Source organism: Erysipelothrix larvae, assembly GCF_001545095.1.
Lineage (GTDB): Bacteria > Bacillota_I > Bacilli_A > Erysipelotrichales > Erysipelotrichaceae > Erysipelothrix > Erysipelothrix larvae.
In genome coordinates this window covers 863,762-881,777 of the sequence record NZ_CP013213.1, presented here as the reverse complement: position 1 = coordinate 881,777, position 18,016 = coordinate 863,762, and the positions used below count along the sequence as shown (strand labels likewise).

General features: G+C 39.5%; 12 protein-coding genes and 3 rRNA genes. 2 read left to right on the top strand and 13 right to left on the bottom strand.

All coding sequences use genetic code 11. The annotated features are described in order from the left end of the window. Positions 1–382 precede the first annotated feature (382 nt). Both AOC36_RS04000 and AOC36_RS03995 read left to right on the top strand, forming a co-directional pair. Positions 383–853, top strand: coding sequence for a DUF6431 domain-containing protein (locus AOC36_RS04000; protein ID WP_067629969.1), 471 nt, complete (start codon positions 383–385; stop codon positions 851–853). Positions 854–986: 133 nt separating this feature from the next. Then, a complete protein-coding gene (locus AOC36_RS03995) occupies positions 987–2,462 on the top strand; it encodes an ISL3 family transposase (protein ID WP_067629964.1) in 1,476 nt (491 codons plus the stop codon). 150 nt (positions 2,463–2,612) lie between these two features. Here the strand turns inward: AOC36_RS03995 and AOC36_RS03990 are convergent, their stop codons facing one another. The 13 genes from AOC36_RS03990 to AOC36_RS03930 all read right to left on the bottom strand — a co-directional run bounded on the left by AOC36_RS03990 (position 2,613) and on the right by AOC36_RS03930 (position 18,015). Further along, on the bottom strand, positions 2,613–2,879 hold the full coding sequence (locus tag AOC36_RS03990) for a type IV pilus modification PilV family protein (RefSeq protein WP_067631658.1): 267 nt from the start codon (positions 2,877–2,879) through the stop codon (positions 2,613–2,615). 696 nt (positions 2,880–3,575) lie between these two features. Next, a complete protein-coding gene (locus tag AOC36_RS03985; protein ID WP_067631656.1) occupies positions 3,576–5,225 on the bottom strand; it encodes a putative manganese-dependent inorganic diphosphatase in 1,650 nt (549 codons plus the stop codon). Positions 5,226–5,295: 70 nt separating this feature from the next. Next, positions 5,296–5,964, bottom strand: coding sequence for an HAD family hydrolase (locus AOC36_RS03980; RefSeq protein ID WP_067631654.1), 669 nt, complete (start codon positions 5,962–5,964; stop codon positions 5,296–5,298). Next, the gene (locus tag AOC36_RS03975; protein WP_067631653.1) at positions 5,933–6,619 is read right to left on the bottom strand and encodes an MBL fold metallo-hydrolase; all 687 of its coding nucleotides are present in this window, start codon (positions 6,617–6,619) and stop codon (positions 5,933–5,935) included. The genes AOC36_RS03980 and AOC36_RS03975 overlap by 32 nt, the downstream gene beginning before the upstream one ends. Positions 6,620–6,698: 79 nt before the next feature. Continuing rightward, complete coding sequence (locus tag AOC36_RS03970) at positions 6,699–8,489, bottom strand: ABC transporter ATP-binding protein (RefSeq protein ID WP_067631651.1); 1,791 nt, start codon at positions 8,487–8,489, stop codon at positions 6,699–6,701. Beyond that, positions 8,482–10,218 carry an ABC transporter ATP-binding protein gene (locus AOC36_RS03965; RefSeq protein WP_067631649.1) on the bottom strand — a complete coding sequence of 579 codons (1,737 nt, stop codon included), beginning with the start codon at positions 10,216–10,218 and terminating at the stop codon, positions 8,482–8,484. Before AOC36_RS03965 ends, AOC36_RS03970 begins: the two co-directional genes overlap by 8 nt. Beyond that, positions 10,202–10,642, bottom strand: a complete 441-nt coding sequence (locus AOC36_RS03960; RefSeq protein ID WP_067631647.1) for a MarR family winged helix-turn-helix transcriptional regulator — start codon at positions 10,640–10,642, stop codon at positions 10,202–10,204. The genes AOC36_RS03965 and AOC36_RS03960 overlap by 17 nt, the downstream gene beginning before the upstream one ends. 183 nt (positions 10,643–10,825) lie before the next feature. Next, positions 10,826–10,939 (bottom strand): 5S ribosomal RNA (rrf, locus tag AOC36_RS03955). Positions 10,940–11,035: 96 nt separating this feature from the next. Further along, a 23S ribosomal RNA gene (locus AOC36_RS03950) occupies positions 11,036–13,942 on the bottom strand. 273 nt (positions 13,943–14,215) lie between these two features. Beyond that, positions 14,216–15,758: ribosomal RNA gene (locus AOC36_RS03945) — 16S ribosomal RNA — on the bottom strand. The 16S, 23S and 5S rRNA genes sit together here, the layout of an rRNA operon. Positions 15,759–16,100: 342 nt before the next feature. Beyond that, the gene (locus AOC36_RS03940; protein WP_067631645.1) at positions 16,101–16,640 is read right to left on the bottom strand and encodes an energy-coupled thiamine transporter ThiT; all 540 of its coding nucleotides are present in this window, start codon (positions 16,638–16,640) and stop codon (positions 16,101–16,103) included. A 243-nt stretch (positions 16,641–16,883) separates the two neighbouring features. Further along, the gene (locus AOC36_RS03935) at positions 16,884–17,069 is read right to left on the bottom strand and encodes a hypothetical protein (protein ID WP_067631643.1); all 186 of its coding nucleotides are present in this window, start codon (positions 17,067–17,069) and stop codon (positions 16,884–16,886) included. Position 17,070: 1 nt separating this feature from the next. Next, positions 17,071–18,015: an ABC transporter ATP-binding protein gene (locus tag AOC36_RS03930; protein WP_067631641.1), complete on the bottom strand. Its 945-nt coding sequence runs from the start codon at positions 18,013–18,015 to the stop codon at positions 17,071–17,073. Between the last annotated feature and the right edge of the window lies 1 nt (position 18,016).

Genomic DNA, 18,016 nt, shown 5'->3' with positions numbered 1-18,016 from the left:
GCGTTACGGATAACTTAACGAGTTTATTACCGCGTGAGAAATTTAAAACAATTGAATAATCAACCAGGTTAAATTCATAGATGTCACTGGATAAAACGGATATTAAACTTTACTTGGGGTTTTCACTCGCAACACTATTTCTTGGGGTGAGGTAATCTTGCTCTAGCCTCTGTCTTTAAAGAAGTTTGGGGATTTCTGTTGTAAACTGATTATCTTAGACCAGCAGAATAAAAAATCACTTTACTTTATGCACAATTAAGTGCTGTATTAAAGTGATTTTTTTTGTATTATTAGTTTAACGAGGTTAATAAAATGGTAGAAACCCCAAGTTTCCAGACCTAAGTTTCTACCAATCCAATACCTCCTATAAAGGAGTAAGAATATGATAACAGTTTTCTCAAACACATTCAATAATAAACAGTTTTCTCAAAAGGAATATTACAAATTTCTCAATTCAATTAATCCAAAAACAATACCTTGTCCGTGCTGTTCAAAAACAGATACACTGATTCGTTATGGATACTATCCGAAAACCATAATTACTGGGCGATTAACCATTGTCGTAGAAATCGCACGTTTCTTTTGTAATCAATGTAAGAGAACTCATGCAATAATACCAAGTAACTTACTTCCCTATTTTCAACTGTCTGTACCCACAATTGAAATAATATTAACCCATGAACTTGATAGCACGCTTTTAACTGATATTGATGAATCAACATATATTCGGATAAAAATACGTTTTAACGATTATGAATCGGTGAGACATTTAAGTTATTTGGAACGATTGAATTACTTCATATTATCCACAAAACGGAATATCTATCATTCCGCCATTACTTCACCAACATGAGAAAAATAGTTTTAACTCCTCAGATTGAATATAATGAAGATGGTTATTTAAATAACAGACAATCATTTTTATATTTAGGAGCAAGATACATAATGAAACCTTATCAAAATAGTCAAAGAGAGGCAGGGTTTCTATGAACGCTAATGCCACTCTTTTAAGTAACGAAAAAATTCTTGAATTATTTAACTTAGAACACCATCAAGTCCAGAAGATTGATATCAAAGGTCAAAGTGACGCATTGAATGTGTACATTACGCTTCAGGTAGAGGAACAAACATGCCCAATTTGTGAAAGCAAAACATCCACAATCAAAGATTATTCTGAAAAGAAGCTTCTCCACTCACTGGTAACACATATACCCTGTTACATTCGTTACCGTGCACGACGTTATAAATGCACAACGTGTAATAAATGCTTTTTTGAACACAATCCATTTGCGTATCGAAATATGAAGATTACTCAGCTGACCGTATATAATGTCCTGAATGATCTTAAATCGCCACATGAAACGTTTACCACAGTTGCCAATAGATATCGGTTATCTCCCACTACAGTATCATCTATTTTCGATTCCCACGTTTCTGTCTCCAGACAAAAACTACCCGCTTATCTGCTTATTGATGAATGTTATGCGTACCACAGTGATCGCAGTGATTATGTATGCGTTCTTATTGATGCAATGACAAAGAATATCGTAGATATATTACCGTCCCGTAAGAAACAAGACTTAGTCGCGTATTTTAGCCAAATCCCCCTTGAAGAACGCAAAGGAGTCTTAGGTATTGGAATCGACATGTGGTATAGCTATAGAGTCGTCGCAAAACAATTCCTTCCAAACGCGTTTATCAGTGTTGATCGTTTTCATGTTTATAGTGATTTAATGAAACGTATCGACTCTATTAGGGTAGACACTATGAAGAAACTAAAACCTCCTAAGAACTGGAAGCAAACAGAAGATAAAGTCAAAAGACAAGAATATTATAAGCGTGACCAGCAATACTATCTGCTTAAAAAGTTCAACTGGTTACTCTATAAAAACCCCAAAGCAACAACCACAGTTAAAGATAAGAAATACAATATATTTGATCCAAATGTACCGAAACAACGCAATAAGAAATTGGGAAAGTTTCTAAACCTTTACGACATAATAGACCTAATTCTTCAAACGAGCAATGGCCTTGAAGATGCATATAACATGAAGTTCTTACTCGATCAATTCTTCAATGAATCAAAAGCTGAGAATGCACACGAGAATCTGAACACACTCATCAGAGTGATGGCTCAGAGTAGAGTTGCATCAATCGTTGATTTTAGCCGAACTTTAGGAAAGTGGAAAAATGAAATTGTCGCAACTTTCAATAAAGTAGAAAAATGCACAAAGGTCACAAATAAGAAAACAGGAGAAACCCATTATGAAGTTTCCATAACACACATAAACAGTGCGTTGATTGAGAATCGAAATCGCATAATCAAGCAAATAAAAAACAATGCAAGTGGCTATCGTAATTGGGAGCGGTTTAGGAATCGTGTGTTGTATGTGCTTAATGAAGACGCAACATATCGAATTAACCCAATAATTAAAACAACCTATGACAAAGGACTCTCTTAAGAAATGACTCATTATTGATATACTATAACAAAAAGAGGGAAGCTATAGTCATGTGCGACTACGCTTCCCTTTGGTCTTTAACAAACTTGTTTGGGGTAACTTACTCCCCAAGTTATTTTATATCATTTTCTGAATTATCCCCAAGTTATTTCAGACCGCCGATAAAACATTGTAAGTTCCAAACAAATCAGTTTCTGATAAACTTACTAACAAACTGTCTTTATCAGTGCTTTCATTGATTGCTAAATATCTCAGCTCTTCTGTTGCGTTCACCGCAACCTGTTGGGCTGTTATTTTTTGATTAGCTGCAGCGTTAACTCTACCAGTTAAAGCAAATGCTGTACTCACGACCGCAACTACAATAATCAATAGAGCTAAAGCAACTACAACTTCGATTAAAGTGAACCCTTTTTTCATCAGTTTTTCTCGCTTTCGTTCATTTCTATGAAGATTGTAACCAAATTATAGGGAGTTTTCACGTTTCTTTCAATTAATATAACCGGATTATGTACATATTTTATTATTTTTAACAAAGTTCGTTCTTTAGATGGCTTATTTTGTGAAAAATCACCGTTTATTATCATATTTGATGATATTTTTTTCTTCTACAAGAAAGAAATTTTACTTGTGTTACTTAGCTAGAAATTATTCTAACAGATTTAGGGTTTGGTTCATATTAAGATACATTTTATTTATATTCTTAAAAAGTAATTGATATTTATACCAAGAGCGTAAAAAAAACCGGTGTATAAAAACTAGAAGAACTTAAAGGACGTATTAGTCAAACTCAGGCATTTTATTACAACCCTTCAGCAGAAGTGAAAGAAGGCGTCAAAGATTCACAGAACTGCAGAAAACTATGAAGTTCCCAGTTATGTAAACGACCTTAACGCTCTTTACTAAGATTTACAGATTTAAATAAATACCATCAATAAGTAATTTGACCAAAAATTTAATTTTTTGTTTACCCAAAACACAGAGAATTATAAACTTCTAGCTTATCGATAAAAAGGTACTACCACTTATTCGTGATAGTACCTCTTTAAGCATAGAAAATATTTTCGTTTTTGGCTAATTTATGTTCTTTGGTTTAGAGCCAGTTTGGAAAGCATCTCATTTTGATGTTTTATATTGGGATAATGCATAAGATAATTTAGGAACAATTTGATTTTTACGTGACACAACATCAGAGAAGAACGAATATCGTTCACCCTCACGATTTGGAAATGCATCATGAACTGCTTTTTTCATTTCACCTGCAGCCAGGATAATTGATCCATTATCAACAATACTTGTGAATACAATGGTAAGCAGGTCAATTTTGTTTACCTTTACATATTGATCCATTGCATCGGTGAATTCATCCAAGATATTGTTGACTTCATCAAACTCATAAACTACGACTTGTCCTATCACGACATTGTGTCCTGATAGGTTGAAACTTTTAATATCTTGATTAATGATTTCTTCGTATGATTTATTACCAATAGAGGATGTTATTTCAAACATCTCACGGGCAAAATCATCGCGATTGATTTCAGATATTTGACAAAGTTTCTCCGCGATTTTGAGATCCTGCGGTGTTGTTGTTGGCGATTTGAGATTCAATGTATCAGAAATCATTGCTGCAAGGAGTAAACCAGCGATATCTTTTGGAATTTGCTCCCCTGCTTCTTCATACATTTTCGCAACGATTGAAGCTGTTGAGCCTATAATTTCATTTCTGAAATAGATTGGTTTTGCGGTGCTGACATCACCAATTCGATGGTGATCAATCACTTCAAGTACTTCAGCTTCTTCGATTCCTACTACACTTTGAGAATACTCATTGTGGTCAACTAGAATCACGCGCTTATTCTTACTGTTGAGTACGTGAAACCGAGATACAAAACCATAAATTCGATTTTGATCATCTACAACTGGATAGGAACGGTATCGTGTTTTCAACATACGATCGGCTGCATCATCGATAAATTCGCTTTTGTTAAAGTAAATTGGGTCACTTGACATAACCTTATCGACACTTGGTGCAAAGAAGATGTATCGTGATGTGTTCAAAGAACCATGCTCTGACATGATAATGGCACAATTATGTTCTTTTGCCATTTCAATTACTTCCGGTGCAATTTCTTTTGTCCATACCGTTACGATACAAGCTGCCCCTCGATTGATTGCTTCTATTTGTGAATCCGTGTCATTTCCGATGACAACGAGTCTACCACTTAATTCATAATTTTGGAGCTTAGTTGATGCGATCGCAACAATACTTACTTTACCATTAAATTTAAAATCTAAAGGCGCGTAAACAATTTTTCCTTCAATAGACTTCGCGATATTTTCAACTGGAGTTTGTTGTAGCATTTTGATTGTATGTGCAGTATCTCCAATCGCTACATAAGCAAGATTGGAGTTTGTTACAACGCCCAACAGTTGATTTTTTTCATTTACAACCGCAAGTGTTCGTGTTCCAGTTTCAGACATCAATTCCATGGCTTCTTTAATTGTAGTATGAATGCGTACTGAAACGACGTCATCCATTTCTATTTCCTCTAAGGTTGCACGTGCATCTTTCAATAAGATTGGCTTGCGTATTCCAAAACGTTCAAGAACAAATGCTGTCTCTGCATTAATTGGCCCTAGTCGGCATGCAACTGCATTAATCCCTTTTCTTTGCTTTAAGTGAGCATAAGCAATTGCTGATACAACTGAATCTGTATCCGGAAATTGATGCCCGCATATATATATGAGTCGTTTATCATCCATAAAAAAATACCCCTTACCCTCCAAGTTTAACATATTTGGCTCAATTTAGGTAGCCACCATGTATGTGTTTTCAGTGAATTATTTCGAAGATTTCTGATGGTTTCTCAACGACATAGGTAGCACCTGCGTCAATGAGTTCTGTTTTTGTGCGAAATCCCCATAATACACCACATGATTCTACACCTGCATTCTGTGCTGTCTCAATGTCAACATTTGAATCCCCCACAAAGAGTACTTCAGATGGTCTTACACCCATCGTTTCCATCACAGCAAGTGTGTGATATGGATCCGGTTTGCGTTTGCCATCATTTAAATCTCCCATCACTGCTTCAAAAGTGAAATCACTTAACAGATCCTCTATGATTTTATCTGTAAGCTCATGTTTCTTATTTGTTATGATTGCCATTTGAATCGATGCATCCTTTAGTTGTTGTAACAATGCTTCGATTCCAGTGTATGTCTGTGTCTTCATTAAACAGTTATCAGCATAAATTGTCAAGAGTTCGTCTAAATAGAATTCTATATCATGTTCAAAAGTGTTGGGTAATGCGCGTTCCACGAGTTTACGCATTCCGTTGCCAACAAAGTGTCGATACCGATCCATTGCATGGATTGGATAGTTATGACGTAAAAGAACCTTATTCATGCTTGACCCCAAATCAAACAAAGAATCTACAAGGGTCCCATCTAAGTCGAATATAATTGCTTTAAATTTCAAAGTTGAAGTACTTATTGTCATGTCGTGGAATTTCAAAATGCACAGAAGGCACTGTTTGTGTCCATTCTATAAATGGCGTGAGCCGTTCAATTTGCCCCCTATAATGCATCGGAATGAAGATTTTAGGTTCAAGTTTTTCAATGATATAACGCGCGCCTTGATCAAAATCTCTTCCAAGTCTTGGATCGACTGGAAACATCATCAAATCCATGCCTTTATATTGAACTAGACGATCTACAATTTCTCTGAAACTGCGTGTTGCTTCTTTTGCTTCGTTTACACCTGAATCTGTTTTCCAATGCCAATCATTTAAATCACCACTGTGCATAAATGTTAGGTTATCTTCTTGAATCACATAACTGACACCATCATCTGTGCTTGGGTAAACAAAGATTTTCGCAAATCCTAAGTTGATATTATCCCCTGGTCTTACCTTAAAGACATCACGATAGGGTACTACATCGATATCAAATGAGAGAATTGTCGTCATTTGATACGCAAAAACCGATGTTGAATAGTGGTCTTCGTGATGATGCGACACTAAAAATAACACCGGTTTTGATTCATTCTTTAAATAATGTGATGGAAGGTTCCCGTAAACGAAGTCAAAAACATAGACTGCTTTGTCCGTTTCAACAACAAATCCACTGTGGCCTAAAAATTCCACTCTAAGCATGAAATAATCACTCCCTTTTTGCATATTATAGCATTAATTTACGCTATCATGAAGAAAGGTACTAAATTATTCATAACATTTATTCGAGCTCACTTTGCCCTGTATAGAGGGATGCATAGCGACCACCCAATTTAAGCAGAGAATCATGATCACCACGCTCAAGGATTTCCCCTTGTTCCAATACGAGAATTGCGTCTGAATTCCTAACTGTTGAAAGTCTGTGGGCAATAATGAATGTTGTTCTTCCAGCCATCAAACGGTCCATTCCTTTCTCAATAAGGCGTTCGGTTCGTGTATCGATACTTGAAGTTGCTTCATCAAGTATTAAGATTTTTGGATTAGCAACCGCAGCCCGAGCAATATTTAAAAGTTGTCGTTGGCCTTGGGAAAGTTCATCCCCTGATCCACTGATTACAGTTTGATATCCGTATTCAAGTCGTTTAATGAAGTGATGGGCATTTGCTAGCTTAGCAGCTTCAATACACGCTTCATCACTTGCATCTAAATTACCATATCGAATATTGTCCATAATCGTTCCTGTGAAAAGATGGGTGTCTTGAAGCACCATCGCAATCTGATTACGAAGACTGTATCGGTTTATATCCTTCAACTCGATGCCATCTAATGTAGCACTCCCACTGTCAATATCATAAAATCGTGTAATCAGGTTAATCATGGTTGTTTTACCCGAACCTGTAGATCCGACAAAGGCAATTTTTTGTCCTTTTTTCGCCCAAAATGAAACTCCTTTAAGAACGTCAACGCCTTTCTTGTATCCAAATCGAACATCACTGAACACAACATCCCCTTCAACTTGGTCGAGCATAATGTCTTTTGAGTCAACAGGTTCAAGTGGCCAATCAATCAGTTCAAAGATACGTTCTGCTGCTGCAACTGATGATTGTAGGATTGTATATTGGTTTGCGATTTCATTAATTGGGAATCCCAAACGACGGGTCATGTTAACATATGCCCCTAAGTTACCGACTGACAAACCATGATTGATTGTAAGGTAACCACCCAATACCCCGATGATTGCATAATTAATCGTATTTAGATTTTGCATTAAAGGAATCATCATCAAGGATGTAATTTGTGCATACTTATTATTTTTACGATATATTTCACTCAAGCGACGCATCTCTTGATTGGATTGTTCTTGGTGGTTAAACAGCTGGGTTACAATTTGACCTTCCATGGCTTCTTCCACAAATCCATTCAATTTCCCAAGAGATTGTTGTTGCAGTTTTGCATACTTACGGCTAAATTTCACAACCGTACGCGACATTAAGGAAAGTAAAGGCAAGATAATCACAGTGGCAATGGTTAGAATTGGGCTTAAAATAAACATTGCAATGAGTGTTCCCACAAGGGATAATGCATTGGACACAAGTGACGCTGCTGCTGAGTTTAACCCTTCGGTCACTAAATCAATATCATTAATAAATCGACTCATAAGCTCACCATGTGTATTTATATCATGATAACGAATATCAATGCGAAGAATGCGCGAGAACATATCTTTTCGAATATCTTTTACTGCTTGTTGTGATATCTTAACCATGAATCTAGATGATAGATAACTCGCTACAATTTCAAAAGCATAAATGATAAATAGGATAGACAGCTGTCGAATTAATTGTGTGGTTACATCCACACGTGAGATGGTTCCATTCAGACCATTTTCAATAATTGTAATTAAGGGCGAAATTGCATATGAACCATAGACAGCACCAAGTGTAGAAATCGCAGATAGGATAAATACGGTAAATAATAGAAATTTATTTCTTCCAAGATATCCTAAGAGGCGTCTTAGTGTTCCACCTTTTTGTTTGGGTTTTCCCCCTACTTTTAGTGTCTTCTCACTCATATGATGCTTCCTTTCTCATTTGTGACTCATAGATTTCTTGGTATACGGTACAGTGTTCCAATAAATCATCATGTGTTCCAAGGCCTACTATTTGCCCTTCATTTAATACAACAATGCGGTCCATCATACGTACTGAGCTTATTTTTTGCGCAATATTAATTAAGGTGAGGGTCGGGTAGTTATCGTCAATTGCTTTCATAACAGCACTTTCAGTTGCAGCATCTAAAGCAGAGGTACTATCATCAAGCACCAATATATTTGGATTGATTGCTAAAGCTCGGGCAATACATAACCGTTGGCGTTGCCCACCTGAAAAGTTTGTACCGCCTTGTACAACTGTCGACTCGAATTGATCTTTTGAATTGTTAATAAAGTCATAGATTGATGCAGTTTGTGTTGCTTTAATCATTGCATCTTCATCAACTAATTGTGATCCAAATTTCAAATTATCCGCAATAGTTCCCGAAAACAGGACATTCTTTTGAGGTACAAATCCAAAATGAGATCTAAGCTCAAAAACATCCATATGTCGAATATCTGTTCCATTCAACAATATTTCTCCCTGAGATACATCAACCAACCGCACTAATAAATTGACTAAGGTTGACTTTCCTGCTCCTGTACTTCCAATAATTCCAATGTGTTCACCTTTTTGAATGTGAAGGTTGATATCGCTGAGAACATCATCTGCTTCATGACCAAAGTAATTGAAACTTACATTTTTGAATTCAATGGTGCCACTTTCCTTGGATACACGTGTTGGTTCGATGGGATTTGTGATATCAATGGGTTCCACAATTACTTCTTTAATCCGAATAAGTGATGCTTTAGAACGGGTAACCATCGTAAATACGAAACTCAACATCATCATAGAAAACATGGTAAATCTTAAATAATTGACAAAGACCAGTAAGTCACCGATTTGTAAGATTTGGCTATCAATAATTAAGAAAGAACTCATATAAACAATGATAATTGTTGCGAAGTTAATTGCTGCCATAAGTGCAGGGTTACTGATTAACATCAATAAATTCGCACGCATTGCTGCATTATAAAAAGCTTCGTTTTCTTTTTCAAACCCTTCGTCTTCAAAATCTTCACGTACGAAGGATTTAATCACACGAATATTTACCAATGATTCTTGTATTTTTCGATTCAACTGGTCTACTTTTTCTTGCAAGAAGACAAAACGCGAGAAACCAAGTTGAATCACTGTTACTAAAATAGTCGATAATATTACAATTGCAACAAGCATTACATAGGATAACTCTTTATTCGTGATATAGGTCATATACACAGCACTGACCATAAGGATTGGTGCTCTTACAAGAAGTCTTAAAATGGTCATAAGGGTTCTCGAAACAACATCAATATCATTAGTTAATCGCGTAACTAAGGACGCACTTGAAAATTTGTTAACATTTTTAACTGAGAAGTTTTGAATCTTATCAAATAAATATAATCTGAGATTAAACCCAAAAAGCGTTGACACATGTGCAGGAATGATAAGTCCCAACACCGCAATCACCGCGCCAATTAAGGCCAGACCTACCATTAATGAGCCGACCCGTACAATAACACTCATATCTTGATTTGCAATTCCTACATCAATAATTTGTGCCATTAATTGAATTTGATAGAGTTCAATCAATGCCACACTTCCAACCATTACAACGCCAACAAGGGCAAGTGGAATACTGGGTTTAAAAATACTAAATAACTTCTTCATCAATCTCTCTTCTTTCTAACCCCCGTATCATTTTATTGAAGTATGATTCGAGCTGAATCATTTCTTCATGTGATAGTTCCCCAAACATCGATTCGTTCACTGACTTAAACCCCTTCTTACACACCTGAGCCTTTTCTAATCCAAGATTGGTTAAAGACCACAGTGTCTTTCTTTTATCATGATCATCTTTCTCACAATACACAAGATCAGCATTGTGAAGCCGTTTAAGACTTAAGGATAACGATTCTTTAGTTACATTCAAGTTATCACAGATTTCAACTTGAGACAGTCCTGGTTGATCTTTGAGTAAGAAAAGAATCCGATGTTGTCCCAAATAGAGACCGTGCTTTGCTAATTCGGTACGTAAAGCATTTCGTTGCTTATGTGCCATCGCACGAAAAGTTTCTGTTAATAAGTCAAACATATGATCACTCCTTCATAATAGTTAATCGGTTAACTAATTATATCACACTATATGGAAGTTCGATGAAAAATATGTCAATTTTACAATTTAATTTGTTATGTCTAGATGAAAATTTTATTCATATCAACACACCTTTTTAAAGTACTATAAAAAAAAGAACCCTCAAAGTGAAGGTCCTTGATTAACTGGCAATGAGCTATCTTAACTATGGCAGGCATAGCTATTGTCGCCGCTAAAGTGCTTAACTACTGTGTTCGGGATGGGAACAGGTGTGACCACTTCGCTAGAATCACCAGATCAAATTGAGAGAATCTCTCAAAACTAAATAATAGAAAGTCGATTGATAAGTTGACGTTGTATCCTTTCGGATGTGTTGTTGTTTATAAGACGTTTGTGATTAAAACCTCGATCTATTAGTATCAGTCAGCTCCATGTATCGCTACACTTCCACCTCTGACCTATCAACCTGATAGTCTTTCAGGGATCTTACTTCTTACGAATGGGAAATCTCATCTTGGAGTTGGTTTCATGCTTAGATGCTTTCAGCGCTTATCCATTCCATACTTAGCTACCCAGCGGTGCTCTTGGCAGAACAACTGGTACACCAGCGGTATGTCCATCCCGGTCCTCTCGTACTAGGGACAGCGCTCCTCAAATTTCCTACGCCCACAACAGATAGGGACCGAACTGTCTCACGACGTTCTGAACCCAGCTCGCGTACCGCTTTAATGGGCGGACAGCCCAACCCTTGGAACCGGCTTCAGTTCCAGGATGCGATGAGCCGACATCGAGGTGCCAAACCTCGCCGTCGATATGAACTCTTGGGCGAGATTAGCCTGTTATCCCCAGGGTAGCTTTTATCCGTTAAGCGACGGCCCTTCCACGCGGAACCGCCGGATCACTAAGCCCGACTTTCGTCCCTGCTCGACTTGTAAGTCTCGCAGTCAAGCACACTTCTGCCTTTGCGCTCGTCGATTGATTTCTGACCAATCTGAGTGTACCTTTGGGCGCCTCCGTTACTCTTTAGGAGGCGACCGCCCCAGTCAAACTGCCTACCTGACACGTTCCCGGATCCGGATTACGGACCGCGGTTAGAACTTCAAACATACAAGAGTGGTATCCCAGTTGTGACTCCACGTATACTAGCGTACACGCTTCACAGTCTCCCACCTATCCTGTACATGTAGGCTCAAAGTTCAATATCAAGCTACAGTAAAGCTCCATGGGGTCTTTCCTTCTAGTTGCGGGTAACCGGCATTATCACCGGTACTAAGATTTCACCGAGTCTGCTGCCGAGACAGCGCCCAAATCGTTACGCCTTTCGTGCGGGTCGGAACTTACCCGACAAGGAATTTCGCTACCTTAGGACCGTTATAGTTACGGCCGCCGTTCACTGGGGCTTCAGTTCAATGCTTCGGATTTCTCCTAACACATCCCCTTAACCTTCCAGCACCGGGCAGGCGTCACCCCCTATACTTCGCCTTGCGGCTTTGCAGAGAGCTATGTTTTAGTTAAACAGTCGCTTGGGCCTCTTCACTGCGGCTCTACTCTTCATAGAGCACCCCTTCTCCCTAAGTTACGGGGTCATTTTGCCGAGTTCCTTGGCAACAGTTCTCTCGCTCACCTCAGGATTCTCTCCTTGCCCACCTGTGTCGGTTTTGGTACGGGCCACCATACAATTATCGCTAGAAACTTTTCTTGAAAGCTGGCATCAACACCTTCGCTACTTCCTCACGGGTTCACTCCCCATCACGCCTTTGCATTGATGTGCGGATTTGCCTACACATCTGCTCCTTCGCTTGGACGCACTCTTCCAGTCGTGCGCTGTATCTAGCCTTCTCTGTCATTCCTTCACTTGTATTGTGGGTACGGGAATATCAACCCGTTGTCCATCGACTACGCTTTTCAGCCTCATCTTAGGTCCCGACTTACCCAGGGAGGACGAGCCTTCCCCTGGAAACCTTAGGCAATCGGTGTGTCAGATTCTCACTGACATTTCGCTACTCACACCGGCATTCTCACTTCTATACGCTCCAGCGCTCCTTACGGTACACCTTCAACGCTGTATAGAACGCTCCCCTACCATTCATATTACTATAAATTCGCAGCTTCGGTAACATGCTTAGCCCCGGTACATTTTCGGCGCAGGGTCACTCGACTAGTGAGCTGTTACGCACTCTTTCAAGGGTGGCTGCTTCTAAGCCAACCTCCTAGTTGTCTGTGCATCCCCACATCCTTTTCCACTTAGCATGTATTTTGGGACCTTAGCTGGCGATCTGGGCTGTTTCCCTCTCGTCTATGGACATTATCACCCACAGACTGACTGCCAAGCATTAACCATTGGCATTCGGAGTTTGATAATGATCAGTACCCCTAGATGGGGCCATCACACTTTCAGTGCTCTACCTCCAATGGCATTCACTTGACGCTAGCCCTAAAGCTATTTCGGGGAGAACCAGCTATCTCGAAGTTCGATTGGCTTTTCACCCCTAGCCACAACTCATCCGCCAGCTTTTCAACGATGGTCGGTTCGGTCCTCCATTTGGTTTCACCCAAACTTCAACCTGGTCATGGCTAGATCACTTCGTTTCGGGTCTACGACATTGTACTATTTCGCCCTATTCAGACTCGCTTTCGCTTCGGCTCCGCCTCTTCAGCTTAACCTCGCACACTATCGTAACTCGCCGGTTCATTATGCAATAGGCACGCCATCACCCTTTAACGGGCTCTGACTTCTTGTAAGCATACGGTTTCAGGTTCTATTTCACTCCGCGCCAGCGGTTCTTTTCACCTTTCCCTCACGGTACTGGTTCACTATCGGTCACTAAGGAGTATTTAGCCTTACCGGGTGGTCCCGGCAGATTCCGACAAGGTTTCACGTGCCTCGCCGTACTCAGGATCCCACTAGAGTGATTCTCAATTTCAAATACAGGGCTTGCACCTTCTTCGGCTGGCCTTTCAATGCCATTCTTCTATCTCAAATCAATCCCATATCGTGGTCCTACAACCCCGACCCTAAAGTCGGTTTGGGCTCTTCCCGTTTCGCTCGCCACTACTCAGGGAATCATTCTTTATTTTCTTTTCCTCTTGCTACTAAGATGTTTCAATTCGCAAGGTTGCCTCATATCAAACTATGTGTTCATTTGACTGTAATACTGCTCTACCAGTATTGGGTTCCCCCATTCGGATACCTCCGGATCATTGTGTACGTACCACTCCCCGAAGCATTTCGCTGTTAGTCGCGTCCTTCATCAGCTCTTAGTGCCTAGGCATCCACCGTACGCCCTTCCATATTTAATCACGTCATTACAACCTCAGCCTGCATAAGACTGGATTGCGCTTTGTTTTTTTTATGTGTTCGCTTTGTTTGTTTGCTTAAGTTACTGTTAAATTGCTTTTTAACTTTGACTTTGTGTTCTTAGTTTTTCAACTATCCAAAAAGATCCATTTTTTTACCTATCTGAATCTCTTCTATTATTCAGTTTTCAAAGATCCTGAGATGATCGCTTCGATCTCTCAAAACTAAACAAGAAACGTGTGTACCAATTTCGACGTCTTTCTAATACTCCTTAGAAAGGAGGTGATCCATCCCCACCTTCCGGTAGGGATACCTTGTTACGACTTAACCCCAGTCATCGATCCTACCTTCGACAGCTCCCTCCCTTGCGGGTTAGGCCACTGGCTTCGGGTATTACCAACTCCCATGGTTTGACGGGCGGTGTGTACAAGGCCCGAGAACGTATTCACCGCGGCATGCTGATCCGCGATTACTAGCGATTCCGACTTCATGGAGTCGAGTTGCAGACTCCAATCCGAACTGAGACGTACTTTATGAGATTCGCTCCACATCACTGCTTCGCTTCCCTTTGTATACGCCATTGTAGTACGTGTGTAGCCCAGATCATAAGGGGCATGATGATTTGACGTCATCCCCACCTTCCTCCGGTTTATCACCGGCAGTCTCTCTAGAGTCCCCATCTTTACATGCTGGTAACTAGAGACAAGGGTTGCGCTCGTTGCGGGACTTAACCCAACATCTCACGACACGAGCTGACGACAACCATGCACCACCTGTATCCGCCATAACTATTACACATCTCTGTGCTTTTGCGCGGTATGTCAAGACCTGGTAAGGTTCTTCGCGTTGCGTCGAATTAAACCACATACTCCACCGCTTGTGCGGGCCCCCGTCAATTCCTTTGAGTTTTACGCTTGCGCGCATACTCCCCAGGCGGGATACTTATTGCGTTAACTGCAGCACTGAGATTCTTCCCAACACTTAGTATCCATCGTTTACGGCGTGGACTACTAGGGTATCTAATCCTATTTGCTCCCCACGCTTTCGAGCCTCAGCGTCAGTATCAGGCCAGTGAGCCGCCTTCGCCACTGGTGTTCCTCCATATATCTACGCATTTTACCGCTACACATGGAATTCCACTCACCTCTCCTGTACTCAAGTCTACCAGTTTCTAAGGCGTCACGGGGTTGAGCCCCGAACTTTCACCTTAAACTTAATAAACCGCCTACGCTCCCTTTACGCCCAATAATTCCGGATAACGCTCGCCACCTACGTATTACCGCGGCTGCTGGCACGTAGTTAGCCGTGGCTTTCTGGTAAGGTACCGTCAAGCACAGATCATTCCCTATCCGTACATTTCTTCCCTTACAACAGAGCTTTACAACCCGAAGGCCTTCTTCACTCACGCGGCGTCGCTCGGTCAGGGTTTCCCCCATTGCCGAAAATTCCCTACTGCTGCCTCCCGTAGGAGTCTGGGCCGTGTCTCAGTCCCAGTGTGGCCGGTCACCCTCTCAGGCCGGCTACGCATCATCGTCTTGGTGAGCCGTTACCTCACCAACTAACTAATGCGCCATAAATCCATCCCATTGTGATGTATCCCATCTTTACTTTAAATATGATGCCATATCTAAACCTATCCGGTATTAGCAGTCGTTTCCAACTGTTATCCCAGGCATTGGGGCAGGTTGTTTATGTATTACTCACCCGTTCGCCACTAACTTCTCTAAAAAACAAGTTTTCTAGGTCCGTTCGTTCGACTTGCATGTATTAGGCACGCCGCCAGCGTTCATCCTGAGCCAGGATCAAACTCTCCATTTGATTCTTTCTCTTTTTTTGTTTATCTTTTATAAACACAAACTCTGACAGTTTGTTTTTGTTTTAATTTCTAATTTCGAAATTGACGTTTCTTGTTCAGTTTTCAAAGACCAATTCGTTGCCGTTCTTACCGAACCGGCTTGATAATAATACCATTACACCTACCACAAGTCAACACTATTCTTCATCTTTTTTACTTAATTTTTATAGATTTGCTTAAAGGCCTATAAACAGGCTTTATTCCTTTTGGTAATTCTTAGAATAGTGATGAAAAACCAGGGGATATCCTATAAAAAAAATCAAAAGATGTCGATTCATTTACATCAACATCTTTTCGATTATTTTTTATCGATTCAAGGCGTGAAAGATTGTCATCATTCGATCTTTCATTAACATGACAACGACAAACCCAACAACTACAGTCGGAATCACATAGGTTGCATTGTAAGCAAGGACTCCCCAAAATAGATTTCCTTCATAATATTGTGCATAATAAACCCATCCTGAGATATTATGAAACATAAACTGCATAAAGCCTGCAATGAGTACGGATAACGGAATTGTAGGCAACTTTTTCACCTTTATCTCGGGTAACACCGATACAATGGCATAGCAACCTGGCGCAAGTACATAGTCCAGTAAAAATTGCATTGGATGTACAACGGACATTGGAACCAACATAAATCGGACAATAAATGCTAAAGCAGTAACGGCGACTGCTTTTTTTATCCCAAAGAAGTAACTTGCAAAGATAATAGCAAGAATACTAAACGATAAGCTTCCGCCTTGTGGCATCTTAAAGATACTAAATGCTGAATCAAGATACTCTAGTGCGACATATAATGCAACAAATAGAGACATATTTACCAGATCTTTTGTTTTCATAAAAAAACACCTCCATAATATGAGGCGCAGGAACTTAAAAAGTTTGAACTCCCTACGCTAGCTCTGACTATTAATAATAGTCTAGTCTTAGATCAGGTGATTAAGGGTATTATCTCAGCCTTTTACAGCACCCCTGTTCACAAAAATATCATACCACACAATTTAAGTTCATTAAAGTGAAAGGCTTTATCAAAAAGGAAAACAGACACCGGAGCGTCTGTTTTGAGAATTAAAATGTTTACTTTATGTAAAGATAATCCATAAGATGAGGCTGAATAGACCAAGAAGTAATAATACAGCGGGTAAAAAGGTAATCATTGCAGCAATAAACATTGCAAACATATCGCCCTTTTCAAACTCCATATCGTTTAGCTTCTTTTCGATTTCTTCTTCATCATACATGTCTTTTCTTTTTTTGAACAAAGCCATGTTATTTTCCTAGTAAATTACATGCAACGAAGTGATCGTCTGATACTTCATACCAATCTGTATCTGCAACTGCATTTTCACGGAAGTTATGGAAATCATATACTTCGTTTTCAGCAGAGTATAAGTCTGCTTCTGTTTCTTTTTCACCCTTACGACGGCTAATGTCTGTCTTTAAGAAAGCAGCCATCAAGCGTTTTGTATATGGGTGTTTTGCTTCTTCGAATATTTTAAGGATTGGTCCTGCCTCAACAATCTTCCCACCGTACATAACGATAACATCATCTGCCATTTGACTGATAACGCCAAGGTCATGGGTAATAAAGAGGATTGAGGTACGGTACTTGTCCTTCAAATCATTCATAAGACGTAATATTTCAGCTTGGATGATAACGTCAAGCGCAGTCGTTGGCTCATCCGCAATCAAAAGCTTAGGATTACAAGCAAGGGCCATCGCGATCATAACACGTTGACTCATCCCACCAGATAATTGGTGAGGGTATTGTTTTAATACTGCTTCAGCATTAGGAATTTTTACAGACTTCAGCATTTCTAAAGAACGTTCTGAAGCTTCTTTTTTACTCATATTTTGGTGAAGCATCAGTACTTCGTTGATTTGCTTTTCAACCGTAAAAACAGGATTTAAGCTTGTCATCGGTTCTTGGAAAATCATTGAAATATCATTTCCACGAATTTCTTGAAGTTGAGATGCATTGAAATCTGAGAGCACTTTACCATCAAATATAATTTCACCATCATAAATCTTTTGGTTTGATTCGAACAGTTGTAGAATCGACATCGCAGTTTGGCTCTTTCCAGAACCAGACTCACCAACAATCCCTAATGTACGACCCTCTTCTACTTTAAATGAAACACCGTTTACAGCTTTAACAAGTCCACGACGTGTATCAAAATAAGTATGTAGATTCTTAATTTCTAATAAACTCATA